10 protein-coding genes and 1 CRISPR repeat array (1 of these 11 cut by a window edge) are annotated in these 18419 nt (G+C 64.6%); of the genes, 3 read left to right on the plus strand and 7 right to left on the minus strand.

Annotated features, from left to right (window positions below):
• The first annotated feature begins 395 nt into the window (after positions 1-395).
• Entirely contained in the window at positions 396-2414 is a 2019-nt protein-coding gene (locus tag GPA21_RS01230) for a methyl-accepting chemotaxis protein (RefSeq protein ID WP_211163363.1), read from the plus strand.
• Between the two features lie 138 nt (positions 2415-2552).
• Here GPA21_RS01230 and GPA21_RS01235 read toward each other — a convergent pair whose 3' ends face one another.
• The 5 genes from GPA21_RS01235 to GPA21_RS01255 form a co-directional block, all read right to left on the minus strand.
• The gene (locus tag GPA21_RS01235; RefSeq protein WP_168986391.1) at positions 2553-3416 is read right to left on the minus strand and encodes a D-amino-acid transaminase; all 864 of its coding nucleotides are present in this window, start codon (positions 3414-3416) and stop codon (positions 2553-2555) included.
• Between the two features lie 70 nt (positions 3417-3486).
• Complete coding sequence (gene dgcA / locus GPA21_RS01240; RefSeq protein ID WP_168986392.1) at positions 3487-4464, minus strand: N-acetyl-D-Glu racemase DgcA; 978 nt, start codon at positions 4462-4464, stop codon at positions 3487-3489.
• Positions 4464-5459, minus strand: coding sequence for an N-acetyltransferase DgcN (dgcN, locus tag GPA21_RS01245; RefSeq protein ID WP_168986393.1), 996 nt, complete (start codon positions 5457-5459; stop codon positions 4464-4466). Before dgcN ends, dgcA begins: the two co-directional genes overlap by 1 nt.
• Before the next feature lie 81 nt (positions 5460-5540).
• Complete coding sequence (locus GPA21_RS01250; protein WP_168986394.1) at positions 5541-6170, minus strand: pentapeptide repeat-containing protein; 630 nt, start codon at positions 6168-6170, stop codon at positions 5541-5543.
• A 74-nt stretch (positions 6171-6244) separates the two neighbouring features.
• On the minus strand, positions 6245-6970 hold the full coding sequence (locus tag GPA21_RS01255) for an alpha/beta hydrolase (RefSeq protein ID WP_168986395.1): 726 nt from the start codon (positions 6968-6970) through the stop codon (positions 6245-6247).
• 179 nt (positions 6971-7149) lie between these two features.
• On the opposite strand from GPA21_RS01255, the gene GPA21_RS01260 reads away from it, so the two are divergent.
• On the plus strand, positions 7150-10122 hold the full coding sequence (locus tag GPA21_RS01260; RefSeq protein ID WP_168986396.1) for an HD domain-containing phosphohydrolase: 2973 nt from the start codon (positions 7150-7152) through the stop codon (positions 10120-10122).
• On the opposite strand, the gene GPA21_RS01265 is transcribed toward GPA21_RS01260, so the two are convergent.
• Complete coding sequence (locus GPA21_RS01265) at positions 10119-11609, minus strand: carboxypeptidase M32 (RefSeq protein WP_168986397.1); 1491 nt, start codon at positions 11607-11609, stop codon at positions 10119-10121. The two genes, GPA21_RS01260 and GPA21_RS01265, sit on opposite strands and share 4 nt — an antisense overlap.
• Before the next feature lie 52 nt (positions 11610-11661).
• A complete protein-coding gene (locus GPA21_RS01270; RefSeq protein WP_168986398.1) occupies positions 11662-12012 on the minus strand; it encodes a cupredoxin domain-containing protein in 351 nt (116 codons plus the stop codon).
• Positions 12013-12232: 220 nt separating this feature from the next.
• Between GPA21_RS01270 and GPA21_RS01275 the strand changes: the two genes are divergently transcribed.
• A complete protein-coding gene (locus GPA21_RS01275; RefSeq protein ID WP_168986399.1) occupies positions 12233-12523 on the plus strand; it encodes a nucleotidyltransferase family protein in 291 nt (96 codons plus the stop codon).
• A gap of 40 nt (positions 12524-12563) precedes the next feature.
• Positions 12564-18419: direct repeats of the CRISPR family, unit length 32 nt; unit sequence GTTTCAATCCACGCGCCCACGCGGGGCGCGAC (it continues 656 nt past the right edge of the window).

The following is an 18419-nucleotide window of genomic DNA, read 5'->3' on the forward strand; positions in this document are numbered from 1 at the left end:
CCGTCAAGGCAGACGCATGGATCTGTGTCGATGTGACGCTCCGGCCTCGCATGCAGACGGCTTTGCACAAGACGCCGGAAATTGGAATACAATTAGTTGGAGCTAAAACAGTTTGATAAAAACCTAAAGCGCTTCAGTGGTTCTGCCGTAAATGACAACGAGCGCTTGAACCGGAGGAGCGTTCGGATCATGAGGCGTGTTTCTGGAAAGCGTGGCCGCCACTCAAACCGCGATGCTGGGTATCGTGGTGACTTGTAGCAAGGAGTTGCTGCGGCGCAATTGCATACCCGCATCCGAGATCTGTCCGAGCGTCCCTCCGTCCACATATGTCTCTGAGGCGAACGAATGCAGGTGAGGCATGACGAGCTACTTCCCTAGAGACAGAGAGCCCTGACATGAATGCATTCTTTCTCCCCTCCATCCGGTTAATGAACTGCCTGCGGTTTCCCCAGAAATTCGCATTGATCGGGATTGTGCTGGGTGCCCTCGTGTTGGGTCTTTTCGGACAGATCCACGGAACGCTGACGACAGCGATCGACAACAACGAGAGGCGCTCTGTCGGCGCCCAGATAGTCCGGGGCTTTTTCGAGCTGGTTGCCGATACCCAGCGGCATCGTGGTCTCACGTCGGCCGTTCTGGATGGGCAGGCGAACCTGGCTGGCGAGCGTGATGCCTTGTCGCGCAAGCTTGCACAGTCGATCAAGGAGATCGAAGGCCAACTGGTGAAGGAACTGGTCGAGCATGAGCAGTGGGGGCGCATCAGGGAAGACATGCAAACGATCTTCGACGACGTCGCGAGGATGGTGGCGAGCGAGAGCCTGTTCCGTCATACCGTGCTTGTGGATCAGTTGCTGTCATTTGCAACCCGGATTGCCGACTCCTATGGTTTGACTCTCGACACACGCCTCGGGTCATATTATCTGACCATGTCAACGGTGGATCGACTGCCACGCAAACTCGAACTTATCGGGCTGTTGCGTGCGCAAGGTCTGGAGTCGGTCACGCGTGGTTCAATCACCGAGCACGAGCGTCTGGCGCTGGCGGGTCTGGTGGCAGAGCTGGAACGAGCCTCCAGCGTCGTCGAAACCAATCTCATGCGCACTGCCGAACAAAACCCGGACGTGTCTGAGCGCCTTGAGGAGGCGACGATCCAACTACTGATCGCAGCCAATTCAGTCAGTCAGCTTGTCATGAGAGATGTGGTCGGCGAACGCTTCGAGTTGTCTGCGGAGGAGTACTTCCGTCGACTGTCCGAGTCGATCGATCGCGGCTACGCAATCATGTCCGACATTCTTTTGCCGACGCTTGAGGTGATTCTGAGCGCGCAAGAGACTGAACTGCGACAGACGCGCTTGATCACCGTATCGGCGAGCGTTCTGGCGATGCTGATAGCCCTGTATCTGGCCGTCGGAACCTACCTGGCTACGATTGGCAGTGTTCGGCGTCTTTCAGAGGTTGCCGGTGTTCTTGCAACCGGTGACCTTCGTCCGCGTATCGATCTCAAGACGCGTGATGAATTGAGCTCGGTGTCCGACAGCTTCAACAAGATGGCGGACTCCTTCGTCCAGCTAATGAAGAATGTACGTGAGGGGGCAGGACGTGTTGTGGAGGCCGCGGGCAAAATGACCGACGCGGCTGGCTTGATCGAAGGAAGCACGTCAGAACAGGCGGACTCCGCTGCGAGCATAGCCGCTGCGATCGAGCAGATGACGGTGAGCATCGATCACATAAGCGCAAGTGCCGAGCAGTCGGACAAGAGTGCTCGGCATTCGGGTTCCCTTTCAGCCAACGGAGCAGGGCTGGTCAATTCCCTTGTCGAAGAGATCAAGCAAATCGCAGCCTTGGCCAATCAAACGGCCGATTCAGTCGAACGACTCGGCACACAATCCGAGAAGATCTCTTCGATAGTCTCCGTGATCAAGGAGATTGCTGATCAAACCAACCTGCTGGCGTTGAATGCCGCGATCGAGGCAGCTCGCGCCGGTGAGAGCGGACGCGGCTTTGCGGTGGTAGCGGACGAAGTACGTAAACTCGCGGAACGTACTGCAAATTCGACTGAGGAGATTGCAGGAATGGTTGCGTCGATCCAAGGTGATACGCAGTCTGCGGTGCGAACCATGCGCGAGGGGGCGAAGAAGGTCGATCAAGGTGTCATCCTTGCATCGGAGGCGGGACAGGCGATGGCCGAGATCGAAGAGGGAGTCAACCAGGTCGTTCAATCCATTGGCGACATCTCGATCGCGTTGCGTGAGCAAAGCTCGGCCAGTACCGAAACAGCCAAGAATGTAGAGCAGGTTGCACGCGCAGCCGATGAGAACTCCGCACAGGTAAAGACCAGCGTGGAGACTGCAGCGCAACTCGACGAGCTGGCGCGCGAGTTGAATCGCGAGGTGGAGCGCTTTCGTTTCGACTGACGCACAGCAGCGACGCTGGAACTGCAGCCTCCAGTGGTATTCGCTCGGCAGTCAGCCAATCTCGTCTGACAGGCGTTAGGGCAATCGATCTCCTCAGCGACAGGTGTCTGCAAGACACCGCGCTCGACCACGAGATTGTCAGATTGCGCTCTTGCGGCTTTCCTCGATGTAGATCTCGCGCAACCGGGTGGCGACCGGGCCGGGTACGCCCGTACCGACCGGCGTGCCGTCGATCTCGACCACCGGCGTGACGAAGCTGGTTGCCGCGGTGACGAAGGCTTCGCTCGCGGCCTGGGCTTCGGCTACGCTGAACGGCCGCTCCTCTATCCTGAGTCCGGTGTCGCCTGCGTGGCGCAGTACGGTGGCGCGGGTGATGCCGTGCAGCAGCGAGGTCGACAGCTGGCGGGTCACCAGTGTGCCGTCGGCAGTGACGATGAAGGCGTTGTTCGATGTGCCTTCGGTGACGAAGCCGTCCTCGACCATCCAGGCGTCGTCCTTGCCGGCGGCCTTGGCCTGCATCTTGGCGAGCGAGGGGTAGAGCAACTGCACCGTCTTGATGTCTCGCCGCTTCCAGCGCAGGTCGGGCACGGTGATAACGCGCGCGCCGCGGGCCGCGAGTGGGCTGGCGGCGAGACTCTTCACCTGGGTGAAGGCTACGACGGTGGGCTGTATGGCGTCGGACCAGGCGAAGTCGCGATCTTCCGCGCCGCGGGTGACCTGCAGATAGACCAGGCCTTCGACGAGCGCATTGCGTGCGACCAGTTCGCGGTGGATGGCGAGCAGGACATCGTCTGTGCACGGCGTCTTCATGTCTAGCTCACGCATGCTGCGGCCCAAGCGGGCGCAGTGGCCGGCAAAGTCCACCAGCTTGCCGTCGAGCACTGTGGTGACTTCGTAGATGCCGTCGCCGAACATGAAGCCGCGATCGAAGATCGAGACCTTGGCGTCGTGTTCGGACAGGTATTGGCCATTGACGTAAACGGTGCGTGCTGCGGTATTCATGATTCGACTCGTAAGATTGGGGTGGAGCGCCTCGTGAGCGCAGGTCAGGAGCTAGGGATCGGTCCGGGGGTCAACCCCACAGCGCCGGGTCGGCGGGGTGTACGCCTTCCGTATCGTAAACCAGCGGCGGTTCGCGGTCCGCGCCCAGCAGCAATGGGCCGTCGAGATCGGCGACGGCTGCGCTCTGCGCGACCAGCACCGCCGGCGCCATTGCCAGCGAGCTGCCGACCATGCAGCCGACCATGACCGAGAACCCGGCTTGTCGGGCCGCATCGCGCAAGGCCAGGGCTTCGGTCAGGCCGCCGGTCTTGTCGAGCTTGATGTTCACCATGTCGTATTTGCCGGCGAGCGCGGCCAGCGAGGCCCGGTCGTGACAGGATTCGTCGGCGCATACCGGCAGCGGGCGGGCGATTCCAGCCAGTGCGTCGTCGGCGTCGGCGGGCAGCGGTTGCTCGACCAGGTCGACGCCCAGACGCAGCAGGGTCGGTGCCAATGCCGCGTACTCGTCCGCACTCCAGCCTTCGTTGGCGTCGACGATGATGCGCGAAGCCGGCGCGCCGGCTCGCACCGCTTCCAGCCGTGTCACGTCGTCCTCGCCGCCGAGCTTGATCTTGAGCAGTGGGCGCCACGCATTCGCGGCCGCCTTGCGGTTCATGGTTGCCGCGTCTTCGAGCGCGATGGTGTAGGCGGTGATCACCGGTCCGGGTGCAGGCAGGCCAGCCAAGGCCCAGACGGGTTTGCCGCTGCGCTTTGCCTCGAGGTCCCACAGCGCGCAATCGAGCGCATTGCGTGCCGCACCCGGGGGCATTTCCTGTTGCAGCTCGAGACGGGTCAGGCCGGACGACAGCGCGGGCGCCATGGCTTCGATGTCGGCGATCACCTGCTCGGCTGATTCGCCATAGCGGGCGTAGGGCGTGCATTCACCGTGCGCGCGGATGCCGTCGGCCTCGATCGTCACGCTGACCACCACCTGCTCGCTACGCGCGCCGCGCGAAATTGCGAACACATCGCGGAAGGGGAAAACCTCGCGGATGGCGACGAGCTTCATCAGTCGAGCGCATCCACAAGCCGGTCCGCGCCCTGGCGGAAGGGGTCGACCGTTGGCAAGCCCATCTGGCGCTCGACTGCGGCGAGATAGGCCAAGGCCTTGTCTTCCGGCAGGCCATGGGTATTGACCGAGATCCCTGTGATCCGGCAGGCGGGGTTGACCATCCGCGCCATGCGTAGCGAGACCTCGGCCAGGTCTTCCAGCGAGGGCAGTTCAAAGTCCGGCAGCCCGCGCATGTGTGTGCGGGTCGGCTCATGGCAGAGAATGAGCGCGTCCGGCTGGCCGCCATGGATCAGGGCCAGCGTGACACCCGAGTAGGACGCATGGAAGAGACTGCCCTGTCCTTCGATGAGATCCCAGTGATCCTGCTCGTTGTCGGGCGTCAGCCATTCGATGGCGCCGGCCATGAAGTCGGCCACCACCGCGTCGAGCGGTACGCCGCTACCGGTGATCAGGATGCCGGTCTGGCCGGTGGCGCGAAAGGTGGCCTTCATGCCGCGCGCATGCATGGCGCGCTCCATTGCGATGGCCGTGTACATCTTGCCCACTGAGCAGTCGGTCCCGACCGCGAGACAGCGCTTGCCGCTGCGCCGCTTGCCGTTGGCGATCGGGTATCTGACCGACGGCACCCGCACGTCGTGCAGACTGCGGCCATGGACTTGCGCGGCCTCGACCAGTGCGGGTTCGTCGCGCAGCAGGTTGTGCAGGCCGGAGGCCAGATCCATGCCGGCGGTCAGGGCGTCGCGCAGCACGTCGATCCAGGCCGGCGAGATCACGCCGCCGCGGTTGGCCACGCCGACGACCAGCGTCCTGGCACCCGCAGCCACCGCCTCGGCAATGCTCATGTCGGGCAAGCCCATGTCGGCATTGCAATCGGGCAGCCGGTACTGACCGACCGCCGCATCGGGCCGCCAGTCGCGAATGCCCTGTGCGACCTTGGCAGCGAGTGGGTCCGGGGCGTCACCCAGGAACAGGAGATAGGGTTGTTCGATCATCGTTCGTTTCACTTCGGTTGGGTGACGGGAGGGCTTGACCTTCAGTAGCCAGGCCGCGGCCGGTCGGGGCGATCAGCAGAGCTACGGGCAGCCGATGCAACCCAGGGTTTGGGTTCGGGTGAAGTTCGCCTGATCGAGGTCCGCGTCGGTCAGGTCTGCGTCGGACAGATTGGCGCCGTTGAAGTCCGCTCCTCGGAGATTCGCGCCGCGCAGCGAGGCGCCGCGCAGGTCGGCCGAGCGCAGATTGGCACGCTGCATCTCTGCGCCGTCGAGCTTCGCCCTGCCCAGCCGGGCGTTGGTGAGGTCCGCGTTGGTCAGCACCGCTTCCGACAGGTCTGCGCCAGTGAGATTCGCATTTCGCATGATGACCGCTGTGGCCCGTGCGCCCGCGAGAGTCGCGTCGGTGAGGTTCGCGCCGGTCAGGTTGGCGCGAGAGAGCAAAGCGTCGGTAAGGTCGGCTCCGGTGAGCGTCGCACGGGACAGATTGGCTTCTGACAAATCGGTCCCCACCATGCTCGCGCCAGCAAGGCTGCTGCGGGTGAACTGGGAGTTGGCGAGGTTCTCGCCATCCAGCATCGCACCCTGCAGGCTCATGTTCACGCAAAAAGTGCCTCGCCGGATGTTGCAGCCGTCGATGGCGCGACTGCTTTGGGCGAAGGTTGCGGTCGCGAGCAGAGCGCAGGTCAGGGCAAGCAGGGTGTGTCGGAGCATGTCGTCTCGATGTGTCCGGGTACGTGAATTGTGCGGTTTTCGGCTGCTGTCGTGTGGATGACCGCGGCCGCCGGTCAAAGGTTCGGCGTATCGCTCGGCTCAGCTTCCTCGCCGAGCACCTTCTGCAGCCAGCGTTCGATGTCTCGAAGCTCGTCGAGCGTGACCGTATGGTCGGCGGTGTACGCATGCCAGCTCACCGGCTGACCGAGCTGGCTGAGCAGGCCGTAGGAGAGCTTGGCGAAACTGTACGGAATCACCGGATCCTGTCTGCCGTGGGCCATGAACACCGATGTCTGCGTGTTGGCTTCGTGCCGCTCCGCGGCCAGCGTTTCAGCCAGTGGTACGTAGGTCGACAGGGCCAGAATGCCGGCCAGTCGTTGCGGATGTCGCAGTCCGGCGTGCAGCGCGATCGCGCCGCCCTGGGAGAAACCGGCGAGCACGATATTCTCGTCTGCGATGCCGCGAGCGTTCTCGCGCGCGATCAAGGCTTCGGCCAGTCGGGCGGACTCCCGGACGCCGTCCGGGTCCTCGCGACGCTGCGAAAAGTCGGCGCTCACGACGTCGTACCAGGCGCGCATCACGTAGCCGTTGTTGATGGTCACCGCGCGCATCGGCGCATGCGGGAAGACGAAGCGCGTGGCTGGCAGGTTGGCGGCATCGAGTGCTGCAACCACCGGCTCGAAATCGTGACCGTCGGCGCCGAGGCCGTGCAACCAGATGACCGCATGGCTCGGGTTTGGCGAGGTCTCGATCTCGACGGCATCGAGGGGCGAAGCATGCCCCGGGGTCGTGTTGGTCATGGTTCGGAAGTGTTCGCAGTCAAAGGGTGATTGTACCGGCTGGGCAGGTATCCCGCCCCCTTCTTCGGCAAATGCGCGCCTGGATGGAACGGTCGCTTGATGACACTCGGGATAGGCCCCGCTATTCTTCAGTCAGGGCGGCCGGTCTGGTGTGTCGCCCCGACGGACCGGAGCAGCCCTTGGTTTCGAAGGCGGTCAAGTTTCGTGTGCACGTGTTCGCCACCATCGTACTGGTGGCTTTCGTCGTGTCCTTGACCGCAGCCTTTCTGTTCTCCGCACTGGGGCGTTTCGAACGCATGGCGGAGGAAAGTGCCCAGGCGGTGTTCGACCGTGTCGCAGACGCCAACGCGGCGCAACTGAGCGGGCTCATCGACACCGCAGGCCGCGCGGTTCGCGTCTTGGCATCGCTCGAGCGTGCCCTGTACCTGCCCGAGTCGGGGGCAATGGAACCTGCTCAGCGTCTGCTCGCGGCCTTTGTCGCCTCGCACGAACCCATCTACGGGCTCTACTTCGGCCTGGACGGGGGTGAGTTCGTGCAGGTCATCGCGGTTGGAGGCGATCGCCGCATCCGGGAAGCCCTCGATGCACCGCCGGGCACCGCTTTTGCGCGACGCGCGATTGCGCGCGAGGAGGGGGTTCGTGTCGAACGCTGGGAGTTCGTCGACCTCGAGGGCGCCTCTGTGGGTCATCGTGAATCCCGCGCGGAATACGACCCGACCGAGCGGGACTGGTATCGCACTGCGCGAGCGCATCACGAGCTGGTACTGACCGAGCCCTACGTTTTTCAGTCATCGGGCGCGCTGGGACTGACGGTCGCGCGGCGGATCGACGAGGCGCCGGGTGTGGTCGGGGTCGATCTCTCGCTCGCCGCGCTGTCCGCCTTCGTCGCCGAATCGGTTGCCGGGCAACCCGGTGGATTGCTGATCCTGGACCCCGCCGGACGCGTGCTCGCGTTTGGCGGAGATGCGTCGGGTACGGCGCTGCGGGCGGGTTTCGAGCTTCTCGCACCGCTGGATCACAGCGGTCCGCCCGAGTTCGCTGCACTGGCCGAGGCGCTCGGCGATGCCGCGGGGGAGATCAGTCGCAGCGTGTCGCTCGACGGGCAACCGTATGTCCTCGCTGTGCGCGAGGTGCAGGCCTTGCCCGGGGTGAGTTACCGGATCGCCGCCTTTGCGCCGCTGTCGGCATTCGATCGGCACATCGTGCGTGCGCGCGACGACATCGTGTTGCTTTCGCTCATCGTGCTGGGGCTTTCCTTGCCCCTGGCCTTTCTGATGGCTCGCCAGGCGTCGGGCGCGCTCGCGAGCCTGGCGCGGGATTCCGAACGGGTGCGGACATTTGATTTCAGCGGCGACGTCCGCGTGGATACCTTGTTCTATGAGATCGATGTGCTGGGCCAGGCGCACCGCACCATGAAAGAGTCGATCCACTCGCGAACCGAAGCCTTGAGCGCCGCGCGCGATCAGCTGCAGGATCTGGTCAACAGCGGTTTAGCGCTTGCATCCCGACACGAGCGCAAGCCACTGCTTAACGAGATCGTCGCGGGCGCGATGCGGCAGAGTCAGGCCGACCTGGTTTCGGTGTGGCTCCTTACCGAGCAGGACACGCTGGAGCTTGCCGCGTGTAGCGCCGAACCGGCCGTGCTGCCCGAGCCCTTGCCGCTGCGCGATGAACACGGCTCCCCGGCCACAGGCGTGCTTCCAGTGTTCGTGGCGGTGTCCCGCGCGAGCCTTTCGGTCGCGCGTCCCGGCGATGATCCGCGATTCGATCACGACTTTCTCGATGCGTTCGATCGGCTCACTGCTTGCCATAGCGCCGCGATACTGGCGCTGCCCATGCTGGGCGCGGACGGCCGAGTGCTCGGCGTGCTGCATCTGACCCGCGAAGCAGGCGCGTTCTCAGAAGCGATCGTGCCCTTTTGCGACCTGCTCGCGGCGCAGGCGGGCATGGCGCTCGACAACCAGAACCTGCTCGAAGGGCAACGGGTGCTGATGGACGCGCTGATCCGCATCATAGCCGGCGCGATCGATGCGAAGAGTCCCTATACCGGCGGACATTGCGAGCGGGTGCCCGAACTGGCACTCATGCTCGCCGAGGCGGCCAGCAAGTCTGACGAAGGCGGTCTCGCGGGTTTTCGCTTCGACACCGAGGACCAGTGGCGCGAGTTTCGCGTCGGTGCCTGGTTGCACGACTGCGGCAAGGTCACGACACCCGAGTTCGTGGTCGACAAGGCGACCAAGCTGGAAACCCTCTACAACCGCATCCACGAGATACGCACGCGCTTCGAGGTCTTGCTGCGTGATGCGGAGATCGCCCATCTGAAGACGCTCGTCTCGGGTGGCGATGTCGCCGAGTCGCGCAAAACCTTCGCTGCGCGCCGGACCAAGCTGATCGAGGACTTCGCCTTCGTGGCCGCCTGCAATATCGGCGGCGAGGCCATGGACGATGCCGACGTGCACCGGTTGCAGCGCATCGGTGCGCAAACCTGGCTGCGACATTTCGACGACCGGATCGGCTTGTCGCACGAAGAGGCAACCCGCATGGCGGCGCGCCCCGTCGAAGCGCTCCCGGCGCGGGAGCCGCTGCTCGCCGACAAGCCTCATCACCGTGTGGAGCGGCCCGCGGCGCAGCGTCATGACGAGCAACACGGATTCAGGATGGCGGTTCCGGATTGCCTCTACGACTTCGGGGAACTCCACAATCTCTCGGTGCGGCGCGGCACCCTCACCCCCGAAGAGCGCTACAAGATCAACGAGCACATCATCCAGACCATTCTGATGCTCGAGAAACTTCCGCTGCCCCGGCAATTGAGGCGAGTGCCGGAATACGCCGGTACCCATCACGAAACCCTCACCGGCACTGGCTATCCGCGTAGACTCAACGCCGAGGAGCTGTCGATCCCGGCGCGCATCATGGCGATTGCCGACATCTTCGAAGCGCTCACCGCGGCGGACCGCCCCTACAAGACCGGCAAGACCTTGTCCGAGTCGGTTGCGATCCTCGCGGAGTTTTGCGATGCCGGCCACATCGATGCCGAACTGTTCGAGCTCTTCCTGCGCAGCGGTGTCTATCTGAGCTACGCGAAACGATTTCTCGACCCGACACAGATCGACGATGTGGATATCGACGCGCTTCTGGAGGGGCGGGGCTAGCCCAGGTAGCGTGTTTCGAGGTGCCGCCGCAGGTGAGTGGCGTCCAGGGCGCTTCCGCTCGCGCGCCGGACCAGTTCGGGGGTCTCCCAGCGGCTCGCCTGCGACCAGATATTCGTGCGCAGCCATTCGAACACAGCCGAGAGTTCGCCGCGGGCGATTTGCGCGTCCAGATCGGGCGTCTCGCGTCTGATCGCAGCAAACCACTGCGCCGCGTAGATCGCACCGAGCGTATAGCTCGGGAAGTAGCCGAAGGCGCCTGCAGGCCAATGCACGTCCTGCATGCAGCCGTCGCGATAATTGTCTCGGGTGTCGAGATCGAGCAGCACGGCCATCTGCGAGTCCCACAAGACAGGCACGTCCTCCGCCTCGGCCTCGCCGGCGATCAGCGCACGTTCAATTTCGAAACGCAGTATCACGTGGGCCGGGTAGGTGACCTCGTCGGCGTCGACGCGGATCAGCCCCGGGCGGACTCGTGTGAGCAGGCGATGGAGGTTGCCGGGTTCGAACGCGGCCTGCGCGCCGAGATGCTCGGCCAGCATCGGCGCCAGTAGGTCGGCGAACGCGCGGCTGCGCGCGAGCTGCATCTCGAAGGCGAGACTCTGGCTCTCGTGAATGCCGAAGGAGCGTGCCTGCGCGATCGGTTGACCCAGCCATTCGCGCGGCAGATTCTGCTCATAACGGGCATGTCCGGTTTCGTGGATGATGCCCATCAGGCTCTGGGTAAAGTCATCCTCACGATAACGGGTTGTCAGCCGTACGTCCTCGGGGACGCCGCCGCTGAAGGGGTGCGCGCTTTCGTCCAGTCTGCCCGCCTCGAAATCAAAGCCGAGCAGCTTCATCATCTCCAGGCCCAGTGTGCGCTGGCGCTCGCGTGGAAATGGGCCGACCGGCTCGATCACCCGCTCGCTTGCCTGTTTGTCACGTATCCGTGCCACCAGGTCCGGGAGCCAGCCACGCACCTCGCCGAACAGGCGGGCGAGATCGGCTGCCCGCGCGCCTGGCTCATAACGGTCGAGCAACGCATCGTAGGGTTCGAGCCCGCTGTCGTCCGCGAGGTAGCGTGCCTCCTCTCGCGCCAGGCGCAACACCTCGCGAAAGTTCGGCAGAAAGCCAGCCCAGTCGTTTGCCCCGCGCTGCGTGCGCCACGCGTGCTCGCATCGCGCTTCGGCCAGCGTCTTGGCCTCGACCAGCGCCTCGGGCAGTGCATTGGCCTCGCGCCAATCGCGGCGGATCTCGCGCAGGTTGGCGCGCTCGAAATCGTTCAGCGCCTCCTGCTCCGCCGCCTCGATCCAGCCCGCCATGCGCGCGTCCGTGCGGTGTCGGTGGATCAATGCATTCAGCTCCGCCTCGGCTGCGGCCCGGGCCTCCATGCCTCCGGGGGGCATCATCGCGCTGCGGTCCCAGCCGAGGATGGCGGAAAGGTGGTGGTAGCGGTGGAGCCGTGCGTAGTGTTCAGTCAGGGCGGTGTAGGTGGATTTGGCGGGCATGGTCGCTCTTTGGGTCTGCAGGCTGGAGTGATCGTTTGCAGTGTTGCCCAGCTCATTCCTTCACGTGGATCACGCCGCGCATGGCGTGTGAGCTGTTGTGCGGCTCGCAGATGTATTCGAACGTACCCACCTCGTCGAAGGTGCGCTCGCGATACTCGCCGGGCCAGAAGTAATCACGCGGCTCGTCGCCGAGTTGCTCGAAATACACATTGTGATACTGGCGTCGCTCATGATTCTCCCAGCGCACCGTCGTTCCGGGCGCAATCGTGAGCTCTGCCGGCATGAACTGATAGTCGCGGATCTCGATCACCACGACGTTCTCCGGTGCCGCCGAGGTTTCCGCGCTGACTTGCAACGAAATCGAAAGCGCAAGAATGGCTACGGCCAATTCCCTGCTGTTCATGGTTGACCCTCCGGTGGCGGTGGTGACGATGAGTCTGTTTCGATACGAAAACAGCTGACCACAACACGGACTATGAAAACATCTGTTCGTGGAGGTTCCAGCGTTGAGGCGCGCGTCGCGTGTTCGCTCGAGTTTGAAGCAATGCGCCGGATGTTCAAACGTTATTGCATTCCAATCCCCCCTTGGTCGAATGCTAGTACTGGTTCAATTCAGGTGATTCATGAAACCCTCGGACGCACTTCGACACCGCGAGCAGTTGATCCGCGACGCGGTCGCGCGGTTTCGTGTGCGCAATCCGCGGGTGTTCGGTTCGGTATTGCATGGAACCGACAAGGACGGCAGTGATCTCGATCTGCTCGTGGATCCACAACCTGGAACGACTCTGTTCGACTTGGGTGACCTGCAGGTAGAGCTTGAAGACATGCTGGGCGTTCGCGTTGATGTGGTCACACCCCGTGACCTGCCCAAGCGGATCCGCGCGCGAGTGATTGGTGAAGCCCACCCGCTGTGAAGAACGCGGAGCGCCTGAAGCAGCGATCCTTCGGCGTGAAGTTTCAATCCACGCTCCCACGCGGGGCGCGACCTGCGCAAGACCAAGCAAATCGAGCGGTCAGCAAAAGTTTCAATCCACGCGCCCACGCGGGGCGCGACGCCACGTCAAACACAGCCGCCACCATAACGGCAGCGTTTCAATCCACGCGCCCACGCGGGGCGCGACGAAGGGCGGCGCGTTGTCGCGTATATCGAGGGTCTGTTTCAATCCACGCGCCCACGCGGGGCGCGACAGCCCGGCTCGCCGCGAAAACTACCTGTTGCGCCAGTTTCAATCCACGCGCCCACGCGGGGCGCGACACATCAATCCAGACCCGGGTACGTCGTGGCACGTTTCAATCCACGCGCCCACGCGGGGCGCGACCAGTGACGCCCCAATGCAACGTATCCTCAGCAAGTGTTTCAATCCACGCGCCCACGCGGGGCGCGACGCGCCACCTCCCGGAGATACGAGCGCCAGGCCGCGTTTCAATCCACGCGCCCACGCGGGGCGCGACCCCCCGGACGACATCATCGAAAATCCAGCCGATCCCGTTTCAATCCACGCGCCCACGCGGGGCGCGACTATCCAGCCACCGTGCACGCCGTCTCGATACATGGTGTTTCAATCCACGCGCCCACGCGGGGCGCGACGGGAAGCGGTGAGGGCGATGGCGACGGAGAAGGTGTTTCAATCCACGCGCCCACGCGGGGCGCGACCGACGAGTTGCGCGCCCTGGTCGAGCACTACCAGCGCGTTTCAATCCACGCGCCCACGCGGGGCGCGACGGCATCGTCCGCAACCAGGGCGTGCCAGTCAACCGTTTCAATCCACGCGCCCACGCGGGGCGCGACGAGTCCAGCCACCCGGCGCTGGTATTTGATGGTGCGTTTCAATCCACGCGCCCACGCGGGGCGCGACGCCGGCCCTCAGCTTGGCACCGTCACGATCAACCTGTTTCAATCCACGCGCCCACGCGGGGCGCGACCGACGCTGTTGGCGAAGCGGGCGTGGAGGATCTCGTTTCAATCCACGCGCCCACGCGGGGCGCGACTCGCAAGATCTGGTTTGGTTCGCCGGACGCTGGGGTGTTTCAATCCACGCGCCCACGCGGGGCGCGACGGCAGTTGCTCGGGATCATGTCAGCGGTTGATGTAGTTTCAATCCACGCGCCCACGCGGGGCGCGACTTGGGCGGAAGATAACGCCCTCATCGTTGTCGATGTTTCAATCCACGCGCCCACGCGGGGCGCGACGTGCTGCGGGGTGATGGCGTCGATGGGTGCGGAGTTGTTTCAATCCACGCGCCCACGCGGGGCGCGACGCAATCCAAGTCGGCCCCGTCGCGCCAACGGTGTTGTTTCAATCCACGCGCCCACGCGGGGCGCGACCGGTGGCGCGGTCAAAGTTCTGCCGCGCCGACTCGCCGTTTCAATCCACGCGCCCACGCGGGGCGCGACCAAGCCGCACCGTCAAACCGTCAGAGGCCATTACGTTTCAATCCACGCGCCCACGCGGGGCGCGACCCTCGACACCCGCCAGGTGCTCGAGATCCAGGTCATCGTTTCAATCCACGCGCCCACGCGGGGCGCGACGCTGGGCATTGACCTTGACGGGATGATTGACCCGGTTTCAATCCACGCGCCCACGCGGGGCGCGACCGGAGCCGACAGACATAGCCTTGCGTTCGTCAGCCGTTTCAATCCACGCGCCCACGCGGGGCGCGACATCAGGGCACCGGACGCCGGCTGACGTTTGCGACGGTTTCAATCCACGCGCCCACGCGGGGCGCGACTCGGTATGTCAATCTGGACCCGGCGAAAGTCGCGCTGTTTCAATCCACGCGCCCACGCGGGGCGCGACGAGGGTCGGCAGGAAGCGCGTTCGTCGAAAAATCGTTTCAATCCACGCGCCCACGCGGGGCGCGACACTCCAGCTCAACGGGTGGCACAGGGTCGGTGCTGTTTCAATCCACGCGCCCACGCGGGGCGCGACTCCCGGCTTCTGTACCACGCGATATGCACCACAGGTTTCAATCCACGCGCCCACGCGGGGCGCGACGATGCCCGCGGAGGTGGCCCGCATGCAACAAGACGGTTTCAATCCACGCGCCCACGCGGGGCGCGACCGGTTCGGCGATGTGGTGGCCGACTTCCTGGCCGCGTTTCAATCCACGCGCCCACGCGGGGCGCGACCGTGGCGGGCGTAAGTGATTCCCCCTTCCCGCACGTTTCAATCCACGCGCCCACGCGGGGCGCGACGTGGCGGCGGCGCGTGTCGATGCGCGTCGAGTTTATGTTTCAATCCACGCGCCCACGCGGGGCGCGACCTGGATCTTGCGATTGCGCGCACGCTTGGCCGGTGTTTCAATCCACGCGCCCACGCGGGGCGCGACGTTGTGGCTGTGCTTGATCGTGCCCGTAGTGGCGTTTCAATCCACGCGCCCACGCGGGGCGCGACGTAAATTCGACTTGCAGATGACGCACTTCCGGGCCGTTTCAATCCACGCGCCCACGCGGGGCGCGACCGCCTTGGCAATCGACGCCGCGCCGCGAAAATGCTCGTTTCAATCCACGCGCCCACGCGGGGCGCGACCCACAGTCGCGGGCCGGCCATGTTGGTCGGGTTGGCGTTTCAATCCACGCGCCCACGCGGGGCGCGACGCGTACGCGCAGCAATACACGTGGACGGACGTTTGGTTTCAATCCACGCGCCCACGCGGGGCGCGACAAGCCCATTGGGAAAGCGGTGCGTTCAAGCTCGCGTTTCAATCCACGCGCCCACGCGGGGCGCGACGCCGGTTATAGAAGATCCGCTCGTGCCACGAATGTTTCAATCCACGCGCCCACGCGGGGCGCGACCCGGCGAAGGTTTCGCCCTCCATGCGGGCGCGGAAGTTTCAATCCACGCGCCCACGCGGGGCGCGACGGTCACTCAGCCACTCGCGGCAGGCTTCCGGGTCGTTTCAATCCACGCGCCCACGCGGGGCGCGACATCGGCGGCCGGTTTAGTGTGCATGTTTCCGGCGTTTCAATCCACGCGCCCACGCGGGGCGCGACCCCGAGCCGGTCGACGCCGTCAGCGTCATTCCGGAGTTTCAATCCACGCGCCCACGCGGGGCGCGACCAAACGGGTGCCCCTCGAGCACGTTGGTAAACCCGTTTCAATCCACGCGCCCACGCGGGGCGCGACCCGCGCAGCAGATCCTGGCCGACGCGCTCACCGAGTTTCAATCCACGCGCCCACGCGGGGCGCGACCGTGGTCGGGATCGCGGTCGTCGCGGTCTGGATTTCGTTTCAATCCACGCGCCCACGCGGGGCGCGACAAATGAGCGATCATCTGCAATCTCTGCCGACGGTGTTTCAATCCACGCGCCCACGCGGGGCGCGACGTATGGCGTATATCGGCTGGAGGCGCGGTGATGAGGTTTCAATCCACGCGCCCACGCGGGGCGCGACCAATGTCATCCAGCTCAACCGCACCGGGGCGGTTGTTTCAATCCACGCGCCCACGCGGGGCGCGACACGTACTCGGCGACGATTGACGCGACCCTGCCGAAGTTTCAATCCACGCGCCCACGCGGGGCGCGACCGATGCCATCGGCTCTATTTGCGAACATCCCATTGTTTCAATCCACGCGCCCACGCGGGGCGCGACCAAGGCGCATGCCGAGCCGTGAGGCTGCGTACCGGTTTCAATCCACGCGCCCACGCGGGGCGCGACCGCAGCATCGTCGGCACGACGAACTCCGGAGCCGGTGTTTCAATCCACGCGCCCACGCGGGGCGCGACGCCCGGCAGCAGAGTAGCGCCCACGTAGCCGGTGTTTCAATCCACGCGCCCACGCGGGGCGCGACGCAGCTCGGGCGGCGCTGACAGACGTTATGCGACGGTTTCAATCCACGCGCCCACGCGGGGCGCGACTTCCCAACCTTCCCAACCTCGTTCCGGAGGTTGGGTTTCAATCCACGCGCCCACGCGGGGCGCGACGCTCGATGCGGATCAGCGGCTCCTCGTCAGCCGGGTTTCAATCCACGCGCCCACGCGGGGCGCGACACACCACGCCCGAGCCCGTGCGCCGTCGTTTCGTGTTTCAATCCACGCGCCCACGCGGGGCGCGACGATGATGCTTTCGCTCGATAGGGCGAATGGGGCGGTGTTTCAATCCACGCGCCCACGCGGGGCGCGACTCGCCATGGCTGCGGGGGTGATGCCGGCGAGGCGTTTCAATCCACGCGCCCACGCGGGGCGCGACGTGGTTGGCCGGGCAGGACCTTAAAGGGATGCTCACGTTTCAATCCACGCGCCCACGCGGGGCGCGACGTGGTGTTTGGCGTGATGGCCGGATGGGGGTTTTGTTTCAATCCACGCGCCCACGCGGGGCGCGACAGTAGCTGAGAAAGGCGGGAGGCCGAGACCCAAGAGTTTCAATCCACGCGCCCACGCGGGGCGCGACGCTCGAGATGTTCTGCGTGGGCTACAAAGCGCTGGTTTCAATCCACGCGCCCACGCGGGGCGCGACGCGAGATAACAGGAGTACTCAAGAAGCGCACGACGTTTCAATCCACGCGCCCACGCGGGGCGCGACTGATGCCAAGCTGGACGCGCTGGAATCCATACTTGAAGTTTCAATCCACGCGCCCACGCGGGGCGCGACGATCTGCAAAACCCCTGCTGTTCGGGTTGTTGCTGTTTCAATCCACGCGCCCACGCGGGGCGCGACACGGTCTGCATCCAGTCGTTTCCGGCATAACTGCCAGTTTCAATCCACGCGCCCACGCGGGGCGCGACCTGGCACAAGCAAGTGCGTGACGTGATGCACTGGTTTCAATCCACGCGCCCACGCGGGGCGCGACTTGTACGGCACCTGCCAGAATCATGGCCTGCACGCTGTTTCAATCCACGCGCCCACGCGGGGCGCGACGCTCAAATTTTGCGGATTGACACAAAACAGACACAGTTTCAATCCACGCGCCCACGCGGGGCGCGACAGTGAAGCGCACACAAGACCGTGACGCCAGCAACGTTTCAATCCACGCGCCCACGCGGGGCGCGACTTCCGTACCCTGCCTTCACCAGCGCAAGGTACGTGTTTCAATCCACGCGCCCACGCGGGGCGCGACAAGTTTGATGATTTCACCAATGGTCAACGGCTGCGGTTTCAATCCACGCGCCCACGCGGGGCGCGACGCAAGATTCAGCGTCAGTTCAACAATGAACGCATTGTTTCAATCCACGCGCCCACGCGGGGCGCGACCGTCCGCGAGGCGATCAATCAGCCGCCATGGCGTGTGTTTCAATCCACGCGCCCACGCGGGGCGCGACGCTTATAAATCTGCGACGGTGCATACGCATAAGCGGTTTCAATCCACGCGCCCACGCGGGGCGCGACAATCATGTCATCGCCCGAATATGGCTGAAGCAAGTGTTTCAATCCACGCGCCCACGCGGGGCGCGACGGACATGACCGCATCAACAGCGGGTGCGAACAGTCGTTTCAATCCACGCGCCCACGCGGGGCGCGACCGGTTCCCGCTGGAATCACTGACACTGCAATCAAGTTTCAATCCACGCGCCCACGCGGGGCGCGACGCCCCCCGTAGGTACGTTCGTCCATTCCCCGAGCAGGTTTCAATCCACGCGCCCACGCGGGGCGCGACCCGTCCGGTCGATTCATCCAACCCCATTTCAACGGTTTCAATCCACGCGCCCACGCGGGGCGCGACTTTGCGCGCCCTACTTCGGGAAGGCCGATCTATGGTTTCAATCCACGCGCCCACGCGGGGCGCGACGGTCGCCTTTGCGCTCACCCTTCGTGGGGGTGACGGTTTCAATCCACGCGCCCACGCGGGGCGCGACATGATCGCACCAACGAT

Origin of the sequence: Azoarcus taiwanensis, assembly GCF_012910885.1 — a bacterium.
Taxonomy (GTDB): Bacteria; Pseudomonadota; Gammaproteobacteria; order Burkholderiales; family Rhodocyclaceae; genus Azoarcus_F; species Azoarcus_F taiwanensis.